The sequence below is a fragment of the Pseudoxanthomonas sp. LjRoot206 genome, from assembly GCF_056175725.1.
Genome location: NZ_JBGFFI010000006.1, coordinates 26,706 through 42,693 on the forward strand (window position 1 = coordinate 26,706; position 15,988 = coordinate 42,693).

The following is a 15,988-nucleotide window of genomic DNA, read 5'->3' on the forward strand; positions in this document are numbered from 1 at the left end:
TAATTATTTGAAGCCAGAGGCATTGCCAACAACGTTGCCAACAACCCTATAGGGCTAACCAAGCTGCGTGTACATAGCCCGACAGCATGATGACGAACGCCGCAATACCGAATCCGGCGGCAACCCCGACGGTCGCTATCCAAGACGGCTGGAAATAGCGCATTAGGGTCGCAACCTGTTCTTGGTGAGCGCGAACCCTCTCGATGTAGGTGAACTCGTCGTTGACCGCTTTCGCCATGTTGATGTTGATCGTGGAGCGCACAACCATCCCAAATATCTCCCACAAGATGAAGGCGACCACCGAAATAGCTGTGCAAATAGTTGCGGAGAAATAGGTGAGCGGTGTGAAAACATCCTTTCCTTGACTGAGCAAAGCGACTAGCGCCGCATACCCAACAACTAGGATGACGTTCGTGTAGCTCATGGCTGACGAAATGCTTTCGCGGAGTATCTCTTTCTGCGCTGCAACTAAATCGCCCCGATACACTTCCCGATGCCAGAACATGATGGAAAGGAACTGGTCTTGCGTAACGCCGGCCGCGACCCAAACATAAAACTTGTCGCCCCCGTGGAAGAACTCTCTCTTCTCGTATACGCAAGTTCCCTCGGCTCCAGGTTCCAGCCACTCTGCGATGTTCTGCCAATCTAGCGGGGCGTCTCGCCCATTGGCGATGCCACCGAGAAGGCGCTTGAGCGTGTACTCGTTCATGCGGGAATTCTCAGTCTTCCAGTGGGTTCTGGATGGCGTCTATCACTTCCGTAGCGTCAGCATGTTTGATAAAAAAGTAGAATGTCGAGTCGACGACTTGAAGTGTTCTCTGCTGAACGTCATAAGCAAAAATTGGTGGAGATATTGCCTTGACGGATTGAAGTTTCGCCAAGTTGCCTAGCAGGTACGTCATATCGCTGTTTCTAACGTCTCCGCCACGATGGTGGATCTCTCGGATCCATTCCCACAGCACCTGTTTCCTCGCACCGGTCGAAATTCCATCAAATCCGTGGCTGACGATAACGCGGACCAAGTAGTAAGGAAGATATAAAGGTAGCTGGTCGCCTTTGACGCCGCCCGAGATCAATCCAGCCGCGATTGCATTCAATGCGCGCTCGTGGCGCGCACCGTAGTCGCGGGTCTTGACTTGGATCGCACTGCGAAGATGCTCAGCGTCGTCGATCCGGCGTGGCAGAAATCCTCGGTTGAGTACGCCGGCCGAAGTACAAATGTGTTTCAGAAGTTCTTGAAATACACCGATGCTTGAGAAGGAAGCCTCGATGGTCTTATCTACTAGATCTTCCCCAAAACTAATGTTCAGTTCCACGCTGCCAGCATTTGCGACACGCTTGAAATCTTCTTCGATCCAAGGTTCGACCGGAATCTCGATAGTTCGATCTAGGAGGTCGCCGTTGAACTGAGCCAGTCGATTCTGTTCGCGCCAGACACCGAGGATGACGAACTTGACGCCTAGCTCTTGGAACGCGCGTAAGTCGAAAGCAAACTGCTGTTGAACCTCGTCGGTAAGGTAGTGGAAGTTCTCCATGACTACCCATTTTTCGCAATCCACCTTCTTCAGTAGATCGGAAATGGATTGAGGAAGTTCGAGGTTGGCAGGCACTTCTACGTAAGTGACATCCTGTCCGGAATTTGCAGCTGTGGTGCCTTCTGTAGCTGCTTCGCCGCCACCGAATACCGGGATCATGGCTTTGAGCTTTAATCCAACCGAAAGCTTCTGCTCGGTGCCGCTCTTCTCCGTCGTAGATGCGACAATCTTGACGCCAGCTTGCGACAGTATCGACTGATACACGTCGATAAGCTGGAACTTGGGGGTGAGGCTAACCAGTATGTTGTCATCATACGGGAGGTGCTTCGAGACGAGCGCCGTCTTTCCCTGCTTGGACGATCCGTAAACAATAATTTGTTTGTTGGCCCCTAGCGCTTCGCGGAAGCTGTCATCGACTTGCGCCCGTTCTACATAAGAACGGATCGGGCGCGAAGTTACCCCAAAGACTTCGTCAAGTGCGGTCATTCCATTTACCTCCGTGTGATGTAGGGAGCTTATGGGTCGCAGGGGGCCGGGGCAAGAAGTAGCTTAGCCCCGGTAAGGCCAAAGGCAGCACCCGGCGCCTCCACACTGCATGAGCTCTGACGCATCTCCCCGAGTGCGTACGGCCTACGACTTTTTGCCAGTGCGTATCTGCGCCACGCACGCGATGCGCCGGCTAGACTGCAGCAACGATTCGTCCGGACGCCTTGGCGCATGAAACTCACCCCAACCCCCATCACCGCCGCCATTGCCGGCCTCTTCGCCGGCATCGTGATGCCCCTGATCTGGCCGAGGCTCGGCGACGAGACGATGTACTGGGTGTTCGCGTTCCTGCTGGTGATCGCGCTGCCGATGCACGTGCTGGTGGTCGGCATCAGCCCCACCCGCAATGCCGAGGGCAGGGAAGGCCTCGACGGCGGCGTCATCAAGCGCGTCGCCATCTGGCTGGTGGCCGGCATTGCCGCCGTCGCGCTGATGAAGATCATCGCGCCCTGAAAGATCCGGCGTTGGACTCCGGCGATCGGCGGGAGGATCGTTTCGACCCGTCGCTCCGTCTTTCTGATGCAGCAGCCCATCATTTCGATCCAACGTTCCATCATTTCGATGGAGCGATGCATCGTTTCGATCGAACGTTCCATCGTCTTGATGGATCCTCGCATCGTTTAGATCCAGCGTTCCATCGTCGTGATGGATCCATGCATCGTTTAGATCCAGTGTTCCGTCGTTTCGATGGATCAATGCATCATTTCGATGCAATGTCCGAGCTTGCTGATGGATGAGCGCATCATTCAGCCGCAAAAGTGACTTCTGCTAGACGCCGAAGTTCGCCATATCGAGGCCGCCATCCGCGTCTGACGTGCGTAGAACGCCTGCGACGCGTATCGATTTAACATTCTTAACATCACGTTGACCTCTCAATGTGAGATGCGGACTACAATGCTGCATCGCATCAGTCGATGTCCGCGTCCACGCTTCGGGGACGGACGCACATCTGCAGCGCTTCCGCGCGCAGCGTGCCTGGCACGCGGCACCTCGTTTCCTGCGCCCGACCGCGGCGCTTTCCTCCGATGCGATGACGTTCCCCGCCGGCGTCCGTGGACGCCTTCGCGTCGTGCCTTGTGCGCGGCATCTCCCCATTCTGGAGTGCACCCGCATGACCCTGCTGAAAACCCCCTCGCAACCGCTGCTGTTGGCCACCGATCTGGATGGCACCTTCCTGGCCGGCGATGCCGACGCGCGCAAGCGCCTCTACCACCTGGTCGACGCGCATCCGGACGTGAAGCTGGCCTGGGTCACCGGGCGCGGGCGCGAGGCGATCCTGCCGCTGCTCGCCGATCCCGGTTTGCCCACGCCGGACTACGTGATCTGCGATGTCGGCGCCACCGTGCTGCGCACCGCCGACATGCAGCCGATCCAGCCGCTGCAGTCGCAGATCGAATCGCGCTGGCCGGGCGAACACGTCGTCGCCGACGCGATGCGCCGCTTCCCGATGCTGGTGCGCCAGGAAGTGCCGCAGGAGCGCCGCTGCTCGTACTACTGCCACCCGGAACAGCTCTCGACCATCCAGGCCGAGGTCGAGGCGGTCGCGGCATCGCTGGGCTGCGAGGTGCTGTATTCCGCCGACCGCTACCTCGACATCCTGCCGCGCGGCACGCGCAAGGGCAGCACGCTGACGGCGCTGGTCGATGAACTCGAACTCGAGCCTGCGCGCGTGCTGGTCGCGGGCGACACGCTCAACGACCTGTCGATGTACGGCGAAGGCTTTCCCGGCGTCTGCGTGGGCGACTCGGAGCCGGCGCTGGTCGCCGCCACCGCCGGTATGGACAACGTGCTGCATGCGGACGCGCCGGGCTGCGGCGGCATCCTGCAGGCGATGGCGCACTTCGCGCTGCTCGATGCCGACGACTACACGCCGACGCTGCATCCGCCGGGCAAGGCCGAGCTGGTGATGGTCTACCACCGCCTGCCGTACGAGGAGCACATCGTCGACGGCCAGCGCGTGCGCCGGCCCCACAGTTCGCCGAACGGCATCATTCCCAGCCTGCTGAGCTTTTTCGGCGAAGGCCAGCCGGGTTCGTGGGTGGCGTGGACGGTGGACGATCCGAAGGCGCCGCCGATCGAGGCGCGCGCGCCGGTCGATGCGGAGCGCTATCCCGGCCTGACCGCGACCCACGTGCCGCTGACGAAGTACGAGGTGGACGTGTTCTACAAGCGCTTCTCGAAGGAAGCGTTCTGGCCGGTGATCAACAGCTTCTGGGAGCGCGCGCGCTTCAGCGAGGACGACTGGGCGCTGTTCAAGCGCGTCAACCGCCGCTTCGCCGAAGCCGCCGCCGCCGAGGCCGCGCCCGGCGCGACGGTGTGGCTGCACGACTACAACCTGTGGATGGTGCCGTCGGTGCTGCGCGAGCTGCGCCCGGACGTGAAGATCGCCTTCTTCCACCACACGCAGTTCCCGTCGGCGGACATCTTCGCGATCCTGCCGTGGCGCCGCGAGATCCTCGGCAGCCTGCTGGCCTGCGACTACGTGGGCTTCCACATCCCGCGCCATGCGGAGAACTTCACCGATGCGGTGCGCAGCACCTTCCCGGTGGAAGTGACCGCGCGTGCCTCGTGCGCGCCGCGCTTCCTGACGTTCGGCTGCGCGGTCGGCGTGGAGGACATGGCCACCGAGCTGCGCATCGACGGGCGCACGGTGCGCATCGGCGCGCATCCGATCGGCACCGACGTGGGCCGCATCCGCGCCAGCCTGGAGACCGAACAGGTGGCGGAGGACATCGCGCGCATCCGCGACGAGATCGGCCGGCGCAAGCTGGTGCTGTCGATCGAGCGGCTGGACTACACCAAGGGCATCCTGCAGAAGCTGCACGCGTTCGAACGCCTGCTGGACGAATCGCCCGAGCTGCGCGGCGAGGTGACGCTGGTGCTGGTGTGCGTGCCTGCGGCCAAGGAGATGACCGTCTACCGGCCGCTGCAGCAGCAGATCGAGCAGGCGGTGGGCCGCATCAACGGCCGGCTGTCGCAGCTGGACTGGACGCCGGTGCGCTTCTTCTCGCGCGTGCTGCCGTTCGCCGACGTGGTGGCGCATTACGCCGCCGCCGATGTCATGTGGATCACGCCGTTGCGCGATGGGCTGAACCTGGTGGCGAAGGAGTTCGTCGCGGTGCAGGGCCTGGATGGTGGCGACGGCGTGCTGGTGCTGTCGGAGTTCGCCGGCGCAGCGGCGGAACTGAAGGGCGCGGTGCTGACCAATCCGCACGATCCGGCCGACCTTGCGCGCACGCTGCGACAGGCGCTGGCGATGACCACCGGCGAACGCGAGGACCGCCAGCGCCGGCTGTTCGAAATCGTCCGTCACCACGACCTGTCGCGCTGGGGCCGCGAGTTCCTGGCCGCCGCGCGAGGCACGACCGAGGACGCATCGGCGGATCCGCGGCCGGCCATCGCCGCTTAATGCATTTACGTTTGACTCGCCGTATGTACGTGGCGATAGTCGATCTCGTATCCAGGGGAAAGGAGATCCGCGATGCGCATGTTGGTCGTGCGGAGCATGGCGTGGCTGCTGATCGCGGCGACGGCGCTGGTGCTGTTCGGCCTGGCGCAGGCGCCGGAGCTCTGGGCGCGCTGAGGCGCGGGCAAAAGAAAACCCGACCATGGGCGATCGGGTCTGAAAGGGGGAGTCCCCGGCTCCGGCAGTGCTGCTTGCTCAAGGCAGCGCCCAATTCCATTGCAGAGCGGCCATGCCTGGCCTTTGCAGGGCGTGCTGCCGGGGACGCACGTATGGTCGCCCACGCCGTTCACATTCGCAGTCGGGTGTCGCCCCGGTGGTCTGTAGGAAAAATCCTACCCGTCAGCCGAACAGCCCGTTGATCGCGCCATAGCCCATGGCCTGCGGATCGGGCAGGGCGGTGGTGTCGTCCCGCAGGAAGGCGCCGACCTGCGCGCCCAGCCGCCCGTACATCGATTCCGCCAGCGCCGACCCGGTGCTGATGCGGCGCACGCCGAGGCCTTCGAGCGCAGCGAGGTCCTGCAGCTGCGGCCGCAGCATCACGTTGAGCGGCAGTCCGCATTGCGCGGCGATCGCGCGGATGGCGTCGGCCTCGACCAGCCCCGGTACGAACAGGCCGTCGGTGCCGGCGTCGCGATAGCGCGCCGCGCGCGCCAGGGTTTCCTCGACACGCGCGCCTTCGGCGGCAAGGCCGCGCAGATAGACGTCGGTGCGCGCGTTGATGAAGACGTCGACGCCGTGCGCGGCGCAGGCCTCGCGGATCGCACGGATCTTGGCGGCGAGCAGGGCGGGATCGCCGGCGCCGTCTTCCAGGTTGATGCCGGCCGCGCCGGCGTGCACGACCCGCAGTACGGTCGCAGCGACGGTGGCGGGATCGTCCGAATAGCCGCCTTCCACATCGACCGTCAGCGGTACGCGGACCACGCGCGTGATGCTGGCGACCGCGTGCAGCAGGACGTCGACGTCGAGGGCGTCGCCATCCGGATAGCCCTGCGCCCAGGCGAGCCCGGCGCTGGTGGTGGCGACAGCGGGCGCGCCGAAGTGTTCGATTAACCGGGCGGTGCCGGCATCCCAGGCGTTGGCGAGGCGGAGCAGGCCCTGTGCATGCAGGGCGCGGAAGCGGACAGCGGGGGAGGCGGTCATAGCAGCCGGATCGCGGGAAGGGAGCGACAGCGTGCCATGTTGCGGGCGGGCGGACTCACCGCATGCTGACAGGATCGTGCCGGCAACGACCTCGGCTCAGGCGCAGAGCCGCCAGCCTTCGAACAGGCGCCAGCGGCCGTCGCCGCCTTCGATGTTGATGGCGTAGTCCAGCCCCTGCTGGTGGCGCTGGTTGGCCAGCTTCACGGCGTACCCGAGCGCGGCGCCCGGGGTGGGGAAATGCAGGGGGGGCGATTCGTTGATCGACAGCTCGTAAGAGCCGTCGTCGGCAGGATCGTGGAAGAGATCGAAGGTCATCATGGGGAGCAGTGACGTGGCCTGTTGTACAGCACGTTACGGAGAGCACCGTGATGTGGACGCATACGTGCAGCCTGCCGTTTCGGCCGATTAATCCATGTCGAGACGGCGTGAGAAAACTGTGCGGTCGGACTGAATGGTCTACACATGGTCTTCGCATTCCGGCCCGTACAACGGTAACCAGTGGTCGGGCGGCGGATCCACCCCCTCTGCCTCCCGCGCTCCCCTGCTACCGAGCCGCAAGGCTGACACCCAGGGCACCACGAGAGAACCGAACGCAGCTACTCCGGACACCCCCTGTTCCGTGCTGCGCCTGGCGGTGGACCGCGAGTCCGACACCGTCGCCGCCCGGAGAGCCAGGCGTGTTCTCGCCCCAACGCAAACGGGCCCGCAAGGGCCCGTTTGCGTATCCGGACTCCGGCGGATCAGTGGGCCGAGGCGTCCCAGGACCGCAGGCCCTGTTCGACCACGCGCAGCGCGTCGTCCACGCGCCTTGCGTCGAGCTCGGCGGCGGTGTCGCGTTCGCTGTGGATCACCTGCATCACCTTGGGCACCTGCGCCGGCTTGCCGCCGCCGAAGACGGCGAGGATCGGGTCGATCTCGTCGCCGCCGACCAGCGAGAACGACACCGCCGGCCAGCCCGCCTTGAGGAAGGCCAGGTGGTCGGTGGGCGGGTACTTGTCGCCGGGCGCGAAGCCGAGCTTCTCGTGCCTGCTGGCGGCACGCAGGGCGGCGACCAGCAGGCTGTCGCCCTCGGCGGCGGGCGTCATCATCCACAGCGTGTCGCCCCAGCCGAAGACATCGAAGTTGACGTACAGCGCGGGCTTCTCGCGTCCGGCGGTGCCGACCCAGGCGTGCGCGCCGAGCAGGCCTTTCTCTTCCAGGTCCCAGAACACCACCTGCACCCGATGGTGCGCCAGCGGTTTCGCCTTCAATGCCTGCGCGAGCTCCAGCACGGCCGCCACCCCGGAAGCATTGTCGGTGGCGCCGTGGCCGACGGCGACCTTGTCGTAGTGCGCGCCGATCAGCAGCAGCGGCGCCTTGTCCGGTCCGCCGAGGTCGGCGACGAGATTCTGTCCGGCCTGTCCCTGCTGCTCGAACGCCTCGCGCTTCCACGCGATGCCCATCGCGTCGAGTCGCGCGCCGATGGCATCGCCGCGTGCGGTGGTGCCGTCGCCCTTGCTGATGGCCTCGACCTGGCCGAGCCAGCGGCCGGAAACGTCGTCGGCCCAGGCCGGCACGCTGGCGAACAGGGAAAGGAGCAGGGCGCAGCGCAGGCTGCGGCGGACGTGGCGCATGGTGGAACCCCCGGTGACGACGCGTGGAAAGCCCGAGTATGCCGCACGTCGTCCGCCGACCGGATGGATCTACACGCATGTAGCGTGTCGACACCCGATACAATGTTAATTGCGCGGCGACGGACGGCCCGCCTACGCTCGACCCGTCCTTCGAAGGCAGCCGTTTTCATGACCATCCGCGTTTTCCTGATCGACGACCACGCCCTGGTGCGCACCGGCATGCGCCTGATCCTCGGTGCCGATACGGACATCGAAGTGGTGGGCGAGGCGGATACCGGCGAAGCGGCGCTGCCGCTGGTGCGCCAGCTCAAGCCCGACGTGGTGCTGTGCGATCTGCATCTGCCGGGCTACAGCGGACTGGAAGTCACCGAACGCATCGTGCGCGCCGACATCGGCGTGCGCGTGATCATCGTGTCGGTGCTGGAAGACGGTCCGCTGCCCAAGCGCTTGCTGGAAGCCGGCGCGTCCGGTTACCTCGGCAAGGCCGGCGATGCCGCGGAACTGATCCGCGCCGTGCGCGACGTGGCGCGTGGCAAGCGCTACCTGGGCAGCAACGTGGCGCAGAACCTGGCGCTGCACACGGTCGGTGGCGATGCCTCGCCGTTCGACGCGTTGTCGCCGCGCGAACTGGAAGTGGCCATGTTGCTCACCCAGGGCCTGCGGCAGGAAGAGATCGCGCGCCGCCTGAGCCTGAGCGCGAAGACGGTGAACACGCACAAGACGCGGTTGTTCGAGAAGACCGGCGTGCAGGACAACATCGCCCTGGCGCGCCTGGCCGCGCAGTGGGGCCTGATGGACCCGACGCGCGCGCTTTGATCGGGTATGCGCACGCTCCGTGCGCGACCGCGACTATCCGGGAGCGGGAACCCGTCCTCGCACCTCCGTCGTGCCAATCCCGTCATTCCTATCCCGTCATTCCTATCCCGTCATTCCAGCGGCTTTCAACAGCCGTATGGCTGTTCACGCTGGAATCCATTGCTCGTGCGAGCCGCTGACATGGCCGCAAGAGCAAGATGGGTCCCAGCGTGAACAGCCACACGGCCGTTGAAAACCGCTGGGACGACGATCTGATGCCCATCCCGCGCTGATAGCTCCCCCTGAAACGACACTGGCCGCTCGCGCGGCCAGTGTGTTTTCCGACATCGGAGGAGTCGCAGCGCGTCAGGCGTTGCGATTCTCGGTGGTGTCATCGTCCTGCTTGTCGGCCTGTGCGACATCGTCGGCCGGCTTGACCGGGGCGACCACGGGCTCGAACAGGCTGCGCGTGACTGACGGCGGCGTGTCGGCGTCGGCGACGAAGAACAGCGAACCGGTGGCCGGCGCGCTGGCGGGCTTCGGTGCGACCGGTGCGGGTGCGACGGCCTCGGCAGGCGCCTCGGCTTCCGCGGTCGCCTCGTTGACCGCGTCGACCAGATCGATCTGCACGGGCTCGTTGCGTACCACGGCGACGGCCGGGGTTTCCACGACGGTTTCCACGGTCTCGACCGGGGCGGCCACGACCACGACCGGTGCGGGCGTCTCGACCCCCTCGACGACCACCGGCGCCGGTTCGGCGGCGATCTCGGCCTTGACCGAGTCGACGATGGCGACGGCGGCCGGGGCTTCGTGCTGCACGGTGGCGATGACCTCGGGCTGCGCGCGGGCGGCTTCGGCCTTCACTTCCTCGATGACCTCGGCGGCCGCAGCGGTCTCGACCACGACCGGCGCGGGCACGATGGCGGGCGTCGGGTCGGCGACGGTCTCCGGCGCCGGCGTTGCGACCACGGCGGCCACGACCGGTGCTGCTGACACGACCGGTGCAGCAGCGGCGACGGCGGGAGCCGCGTGCGGCTTCGGTGCACGCGGCGCGGCCACGGCCGGTTCCTCGTCGTCGAAGTCGAACTCCGGCTGCGAACGGTCGGCGACGGGTGCGTCGTCGTCGCTGCCCAGATCGTCGGCCAGCATGCCTTCTTCGCCTGCGGCACCGGCTTCGCCATTGCCGCGACGGCGGCGACGGCCACCACGACGGCCACGGCGGCGGCGGCCGCCTTCACCGGTGTCGCCCGCGTCGGCGGACGCTGCGGCCTCGCCGTCGACGGCGATCACCTGCGTCGCGTCGGTGTCGATCGTCGGCACGTCAGCAACGGCAACCGGCGCCGGGGCGGCGGCGGTGCGCATGACGGTGTCCTGCGTGGCAACGGCCACGGCGGCAGCCGTCGTCACCGCATCGGCGGCGACCGGTGCGGCGAGCTTGGCGGCCACATCCTGCTGCGGCGCGCGCGGCTGGCGCTGGCCCTGGCCGTCCTGCTGCGGCTTGCCACCCTGCTGGCCCTGCGGCTGCTTGGGCGCCTTGGGCTGCTGCGGTGCGTGTCCCTGGGCGTTCTGCGGCTGGCCCTGCGGCTTCTGCTGCTTCTGGCCCTGTGGCTGCTCGTTGCGCGGCTTCTGCTGCTGGGCGTTGCCACCCTGGGCGTTCTGGCCCTTGTTGCGCTCGTCGCGGCGGCTGTTGTCCTGCTTGCCGCCACGGTTCTGCTGCTGGCCGCGGTTGTCACGGTTGTCGCGGTTCTCGCGACGGCCGTTGTTGTTGCGATCGTTGCGCTGGCGGTTGTCCTGCTGCGGGCGGGCCTGCGGGGCTGGTGCCGCGGCTTCGCCACCGCCGAACAGGCGCTTGAAGAAGCCGACCACGCCGCCCGCGGCGGGCGCGGCGACGGCGACCGGCGCCACGACCGGTGCGGGTGCGGCCACCGGAGCCGGCGCCTCGCGCTCTTCGCGCACCGGAGCCGGCTGCGTGTGCTTGACGTGGGTGACGGCGGGCGCGGCCGGGATGTTGAGCTGCGCCTTGGTCAGCGCATGCACCGGCAGCTTGCGCTGGGTGCCGCGGTGGTAGCTGGGCTTGCTGCTTTCTTCGCCGAGCTCGTTCTCGCGGATGCGGGTGACTTCGTAGTGCGGCGTGTGCAGCGCTTCGTCGGCGACGATGATGACCGGCGCGTCGTGGCGCTGCTCGATCTCGCGCAGCGCGCTGCGCTTCTCGTTGAGCAGGAAGTTGGCGATCTCGAGCGGGGCCTGGATCAGCACTTGCCCGGTGTTGTCCTTCATCGCGTGCTCTTCGGCCACGCGGATGATCGACAGCGACAGCGATTCGACGCTGCGCATGCGGCCATGGCCTTCGCAGCGCGGGCAGACGATCTGGCTGGACTCGCCCAGCGACGGACGCAGGCGCTGGCGGCTCATCTCGAGCAGGCCGAAGCGCGAGATGCGGCCGATCTGCACGCGGGCGCGGTCGTACTTCAGCGCGTTCTGCAGCTTGTTCTCGACTTCGCGCTGGTGCTTGTTGCTCGACATGTCGATGAAGTCGATCACCACCAGGCCGCCCAGGTCGCGCAGGCGCAGCTGGCGGGCCACTTCCTCGGCCGCTTCCATGTTGGTATGGAACGCGGTCTCCTCGATGTCGCCGCCCTTGGTGGCGCGCGCCGAGTTGACGTCGATGGCGGTCAGCGCCTCGGTCTGGTCGACCACGATGGAGCCGCCGGAGGGCAGGCGGACGTTGCGTTCATAGGCGCCTTCGATCTGCGATTCGATCTGGAAGCGGTTGAACAGCGGGATGTCGTCCTTGTACGGCTTCAGCTTGCGCAGGTTGTGCGGCATGACCTGCTGCATGAACTCGCGGGCGGTCTCGTACAGCTCGTCGGTGTCGACCAGGATCTCGCCCACGTCGCTGCGCAGGTAGTCGCGCAGGGCGCGCACGATCAGGCGGCTTTCCTGGTAGATCAGGAACGGGGCCGGCTTGGTCAGCGCCGCTTCGGCGATCGCCTTCCACACGCTCAGCAGGTAGTCCAGGTCCCACTGCAGCTCTTCGGCGTCGCGGCCGACGCCGGCGGTGCGGATGATCACGCCCATGTCGTCGGGAATGGCCAGCGCGTCCATCGCCTTCTTCAGCTCGGCACGGTCGTCGCCTTCGATGCGGCGGGACACGCCACCGGCGGTGGGCGAGTTCGGCATCAGCACCATGTAGCGGCCGGCCAGCGAGATGAACGTGGTCAGGGCGGCGCCCTTGTTGCCGCGCTCGTCCTTGTCGACCTGGACGACGACTTCCTGGCCTTCCTTCAGCAGCTCACGGATGCCGGCCTTGTTGTGGTCGACGCCGGCCTGGAAGTAATCGCGGGAGATTTCCTTCAGCGGCAGGAAGCCATGGCGGTCCGCGCCGTAATCGACGAAGGCGGCTTCCAGGGAGGGCTCGAGCCGGGTGATGCGGCCCTTGTAGATGTTGGACTTCTTCTGTTCCTTCGACGGCTGTTCGATATCGATGTCGTACAGGGTCTGACCGTCGACGATGGCCACGCGCAGCTCTTCTGCCTGCGTGGCGTTGATCAACATGCGTTTCATTGTGCGTTCCTCGCGCGCTGCTACCGCGCGGAACGCCATGGGGTTTCGCCTCTGGAACGTTGCACCGCCCCTTGCGCAGGCGCAGCGGGGCAGATTCGGGTTTCCAGCGCTACGACACCACGGCAGGCCGCGGGAGCGCTTTTCTTTCTAATAGGTGTTGCGGGGCCGGAGGCAGCTTCCCTCGGAAGGGGGCGCCACGCGGGACATGTTCAGCATCAGGTGCCGTCACGCACCCGGCGGTATCCGGGCCTGCCGATCAGCCGCTAACATGGCCGCCCCTGGGGCGGTGGCCGCGCACTTGCCGGAATCGCGGGGAGACGGGCTTCTGGCCCAACTGCAACTCCCTGCGAAATCAAACCCTTATCTCGCCCTCCGAGTGTAACAGAATGAACGGCTCCAACCCCAGCCCCCCCTCCGAGAAGCCGGCCGCAGGCGCCAAGACCGCCGTGCGGACGGTCACGGTGCCGGAGGACAGGGGCGGGCAGCGGCTGGACAACTTCCTGCTCGGCCAGCTGAAAGGCGCGCCGCGCAGTCTGGTCTACAAGCTGGTGCGCAGCGGCCAGGTGCGGGTGAACGGCGGCCGGGCCAAGGCGGAGCGGAAGCTGGAAGGCGGCGACGAGGTCCGGATTCCGCCCGTCAGTCTCGTCGAAGTAGGAGACAAGGTCGCGCCGCCGAGCGGCTTCCTGAAGCGGATGGAGGCGTCCATCGTGTTCGAGGACGAGCGCCTGCTGGTCATCAACAAGCCGACCGGCGTCGCCAGCCACGGTGGCAGCGGGATCAGCCATGGCGCCATCGAGACGATGCGCGCGCTGCGGCCGAACCAGACGCTGGAACTGGTCCACCGGCTGGACCGCGACACCTCCGGCCTGCTGGTGATGGCCAAGAAGCGCTCGGCGCTGTCCGAACTGCAGGCGTTGCTGCGCGAGGACAGCGAGGACGGCACCCGCGGCATCGAGAAGCGCTACCTGACCCTGCTGGTCGGCCGCATGCCGGATGGCGTGATGAGCGTGGACGCGCCGCTGCACATCGGCCTGCGCCAGGGCGGCGAGCGCCATGTTCAAGTGCACCGCGACGGCAAGCCGTCGCTGAGCCATTTCCGCGTGCTCGAGCGGCGTGGCGGGCATTCGTATTGCGAGGTGCGCATCGAGACCGGCCGCACCCACCAGATCCGCGTGCATGCCCAGCACATCGGCCATCCCGTGGCCGGCGACGACAAGTACGGCGATCCGGCGGTCAACAAGCGCCTGCGCGAGCAGGTCGGACTCAAGCGTCTGTTCCTGCACGCCGCGTCGCTGCAGTTCGCATTGGATGGGGGCAGGACGCCCTACGTGCTCAATGCGCCCTTGGCCGACGATCTGGCTTCAGCGCTCGACCAACTGGGTTAAGGCTCTGGAATGTGTCGAGTGTCGAGCAGGTGCAGCTGCGGACGCTCGATATGCAACATCACCGATCGGGGCCAAGACGAGATTTCGCTCAACCTGAGGTCCACACGGGAATACGCCAGGCAGCAGCGGGGTGCGAACGGCGAAACCGAGGATTTGAGCGGGACGATCAGATGCAGTTCACCGCCTCCGAGCCAAGCCGTGGACGAGGCCTCGTCTGCTTGCTCAAGCTCATCGTGGCGGATCCACGCCTGTGCGCGTAGCCCGCCGTTGTCGCTGGTCTCGAGGTGTAGCCGGTTGAGTTCAGCATCGTCCGGAAGCGTATTTGACCGGGTGGCGGATACGCTGACGGACAGCTCGGCATAGGGTGGCGTTTCCGCTGGCGCGACAGGTGGCGGTGGCAGGGCGTTCGGCGCGGAGCTGACGTTCGCGGCGACACAGCCCACCAACATGACCGCCAGACCGACGCGCATCGGAAACACCAACTCAGCCTGCGCCCTGCGCGAAACACCGCGTCGGCTTCTCCAGCACCGGCGGGAACGTCACCGGCACGTTGATGGTGTGACTGACCGTCTGGCCGTTGCGCGTGGCGGCGCGGAATTTCCACGTCTGCACGGCCGCCAGCGCGGCCTTGTCGAGCGCGGCGTTGCCGCTGCTCTGCACCTGGGCGACGCGTGCCGGGACGCCGTCCCGTTCGATGGTCACGCGCAGCACCGTGGTGCCGCCTTCGCTGTTGCATTCGGCTTCGGCCGGATAGGCGGGCGGCGGGGTGTCGATCGCGGCCAGTTCGGTCGGCGCGACGAGCGGCGTCGCGGATTCTTCCGCCTTCTTCGCGCAGGCCGACAGCGCCAGCACAACGGCGAGCAGCAGCAGGGACGATGCGTTGGTGCGACGTTCCATCAGGAGTCTCCCAGCAGGGCGCTGGCCTTGGCCGCGCAGATGAAGTCGTTCTCGCTCAGGCCGCCCACGTCGTGCGTCGAGTAGCGCACGACGGCACGGTTGTAATGCACGCCCAGGTCGGGGTGGTGATCCTCGGCGTGCGCGACGAAGGCGAGTGCGTTCACGAACGCCATCGTCTCGTAGTAGTTGTCGAACGGAAACGTGCGCAGCAGCGCATGGCCGTCCTCCACCACCTCCCAGCCGGGGACCTGCGGCAGCAGTTCGGCAATGCGTGCGGGCGGCAGGCGGTGTTCGCTGCCGCGCAGCGGCACGCAATGCGCGCGGGCGAGGGGGATCAGGTCGGACATGGCGCAACTCCTGCTGGGCGACCAGTCTGAATGAACCACGACGACCGGCCTGTGGACGTGAATGCCCGTGGGGCAGGGGGCTAGAATAGCCGCATGATCCAGATTTCCGACAGCGCGCAGGCGCACTTCCGCAAGCTGATCGAGCGCGAGGCGCTGCCCGGCCTGGGCGTTCGCCTCAGCGCGGTCCATCCCGGCACGGCGCAGGCCGATGCGCGTCTCGAGTTCGCCGAGCCCCGTGATCTGGCGGGCGACGAGTGGGCGGTGGATTGCGATGGCTTCACGCTGTATGTCGATGCCGCCAGCGTGCACTGGCTGGACGGTGCCGACATCGATTACGTGCTGAAGGGCGCCAGCACCCAGCTGACCATCAAGGCCCCTCGCATCAAGGGCGAAGCGCCGGGCGACGCGGCGTCGCTGGTCGAGCGCGTGCGCTGGGTGGTCGACAACGAGATCAATCCGCAGCTGGCGTCGCACAAGGGGCGCGTGGCGGTGGAGGAGGTCAGCGGCGACGGCGTGGTCTGGCTGCGCTTCGGTGGCGGTTGCCACGGCTGCGGCATGGCCGATGTCACCCTCAAGCAGGGCATCGAGAAGACCCTGATGGCGCGCGTGCCCGGCGTCACCGCGGTCCGTGACGCGACCGATCACGGGACCGGCGATGCGCCGTACATCCCCCGCGGCAACGCGGCCTGACGGAGTTTAG

The 15,988-nt window shown here is 66.2% G+C and carries 15 protein-coding genes; 6 read left to right on the forward strand and 9 right to left on the reverse strand.

Going from position 1 to position 15,988, the window contains the following annotated elements:
- Window positions 1-46: 46 nt before the first annotated feature.
- Window positions 47-709, reverse strand: coding sequence for a hypothetical protein (locus tag AC04MD_RS17690; protein ID WP_475498582.1), 663 nt, complete (start codon window positions 707-709; stop codon window positions 47-49).
- Window positions 710-719: 10 nt separating this feature from the next.
- Window positions 720-2,021: a hypothetical protein gene (locus tag AC04MD_RS17695; RefSeq protein ID WP_475498583.1), complete on the reverse strand. Its 1,302-nt coding sequence runs from the start codon at window positions 2,019-2,021 to the stop codon at window positions 720-722.
- 231 nt (window positions 2,022-2,252) lie between these two features.
- Between AC04MD_RS17695 and AC04MD_RS17700 the strand changes: the two genes are divergently transcribed.
- The 3 genes from AC04MD_RS17700 (at window position 2,253) to ggpS (ending at window position 5,490) form a co-directional block, all read left to right on the forward strand.
- Complete coding sequence (locus tag AC04MD_RS17700; RefSeq protein WP_475498584.1) at window positions 2,253-2,534, forward strand: hypothetical protein; 282 nt, start codon at window positions 2,253-2,255, stop codon at window positions 2,532-2,534.
- Between the two features lie 11 nt (window positions 2,535-2,545).
- Window positions 2,546-2,818, forward strand: coding sequence for a hypothetical protein (locus AC04MD_RS17705; protein WP_475498585.1), 273 nt, complete (start codon window positions 2,546-2,548; stop codon window positions 2,816-2,818).
- Window positions 2,819-3,192: 374 nt separating this feature from the next.
- Window positions 3,193-5,490: a glucosylglycerol-phosphate synthase gene (ggpS, locus tag AC04MD_RS17710; protein WP_475498586.1), complete on the forward strand. Its 2,298-nt coding sequence runs from the start codon at window positions 3,193-3,195 to the stop codon at window positions 5,488-5,490.
- Window positions 5,491-5,886: 396 nt separating this feature from the next.
- Here the strand turns inward: ggpS and AC04MD_RS17715 are convergent, their stop codons facing one another.
- From AC04MD_RS17715 to AC04MD_RS17725, 3 genes are all read right to left on the reverse strand, one after another.
- A complete protein-coding gene (locus tag AC04MD_RS17715; protein WP_475498587.1) occupies window positions 5,887-6,687 on the reverse strand; it encodes an isocitrate lyase/PEP mutase family protein in 801 nt (266 codons plus the stop codon).
- 96 nt (window positions 6,688-6,783) lie between these two features.
- Window positions 6,784-7,002 carry a hypothetical protein gene (locus tag AC04MD_RS17720; protein ID WP_475498588.1) on the reverse strand — a complete coding sequence of 73 codons (219 nt, stop codon included), beginning with the start codon at window positions 7,000-7,002 and terminating at the stop codon, window positions 6,784-6,786.
- A 425-nt stretch (window positions 7,003-7,427) separates the two neighbouring features.
- Window positions 7,428-8,300, reverse strand: coding sequence for a M28 family metallopeptidase (locus tag AC04MD_RS17725; protein ID WP_475498589.1), 873 nt, complete (start codon window positions 8,298-8,300; stop codon window positions 7,428-7,430).
- A gap of 168 nt (window positions 8,301-8,468) precedes the next feature.
- On the opposite strand from AC04MD_RS17725, the gene AC04MD_RS17730 reads away from it, so the two are divergent.
- Window positions 8,469-9,116 (forward strand): response regulator, encoded by a 648-nt coding sequence (locus tag AC04MD_RS17730; protein WP_475498590.1) that lies wholly within the window; start codon window positions 8,469-8,471, stop codon window positions 9,114-9,116.
- A 345-nt stretch (window positions 9,117-9,461) separates the two neighbouring features.
- Here AC04MD_RS17730 and rne read toward each other — a convergent pair whose 3' ends face one another.
- On the reverse strand, window positions 9,462-12,659 hold the full coding sequence (gene rne, locus AC04MD_RS17735; protein WP_475498591.1) for a ribonuclease E: 3,198 nt from the start codon (window positions 12,657-12,659) through the stop codon (window positions 9,462-9,464).
- Window positions 12,660-13,045: 386 nt separating this feature from the next.
- On the opposite strand from rne, the gene AC04MD_RS17740 reads away from it, so the two are divergent.
- On the forward strand, window positions 13,046-14,044 hold the full coding sequence (locus tag AC04MD_RS17740) for an RluA family pseudouridine synthase (protein ID WP_475498592.1): 999 nt from the start codon (window positions 13,046-13,048) through the stop codon (window positions 14,042-14,044).
- On the opposite strand, the gene AC04MD_RS17745 is transcribed toward AC04MD_RS17740, so the two are convergent.
- The 3 genes from AC04MD_RS17745 to AC04MD_RS17755 are packed head-to-tail and all read right to left on the reverse strand — an operon-like array spanning window position 14,041 to window position 15,288.
- Entirely contained in the window at window positions 14,041-14,514 is a 474-nt protein-coding gene (locus tag AC04MD_RS17745) for a hypothetical protein (RefSeq protein WP_475498593.1), read from the reverse strand. The two genes, AC04MD_RS17740 and AC04MD_RS17745, sit on opposite strands and share 4 nt — an antisense overlap.
- Window positions 14,515-14,527: 13 nt before the next feature.
- A complete protein-coding gene (locus tag AC04MD_RS17750; protein WP_475498594.1) occupies window positions 14,528-14,941 on the reverse strand; it encodes an energy transducer TonB in 414 nt (137 codons plus the stop codon).
- Window positions 14,941-15,288 carry a 4a-hydroxytetrahydrobiopterin dehydratase gene (locus AC04MD_RS17755; RefSeq protein WP_475498595.1) on the reverse strand — a complete coding sequence of 116 codons (348 nt, stop codon included), beginning with the start codon at window positions 15,286-15,288 and terminating at the stop codon, window positions 14,941-14,943. The genes AC04MD_RS17750 and AC04MD_RS17755 overlap by 1 nt, the downstream gene beginning before the upstream one ends.
- A 93-nt stretch (window positions 15,289-15,381) precedes the next feature.
- On the opposite strand from AC04MD_RS17755, the gene AC04MD_RS17760 reads away from it, so the two are divergent.
- Window positions 15,382-15,978 carry an NfuA family Fe-S biogenesis protein gene (locus AC04MD_RS17760; RefSeq protein WP_475498596.1) on the forward strand — a complete coding sequence of 199 codons (597 nt, stop codon included), beginning with the start codon at window positions 15,382-15,384 and terminating at the stop codon, window positions 15,976-15,978.
- Window positions 15,979-15,988 lie beyond the last annotated feature (10 nt).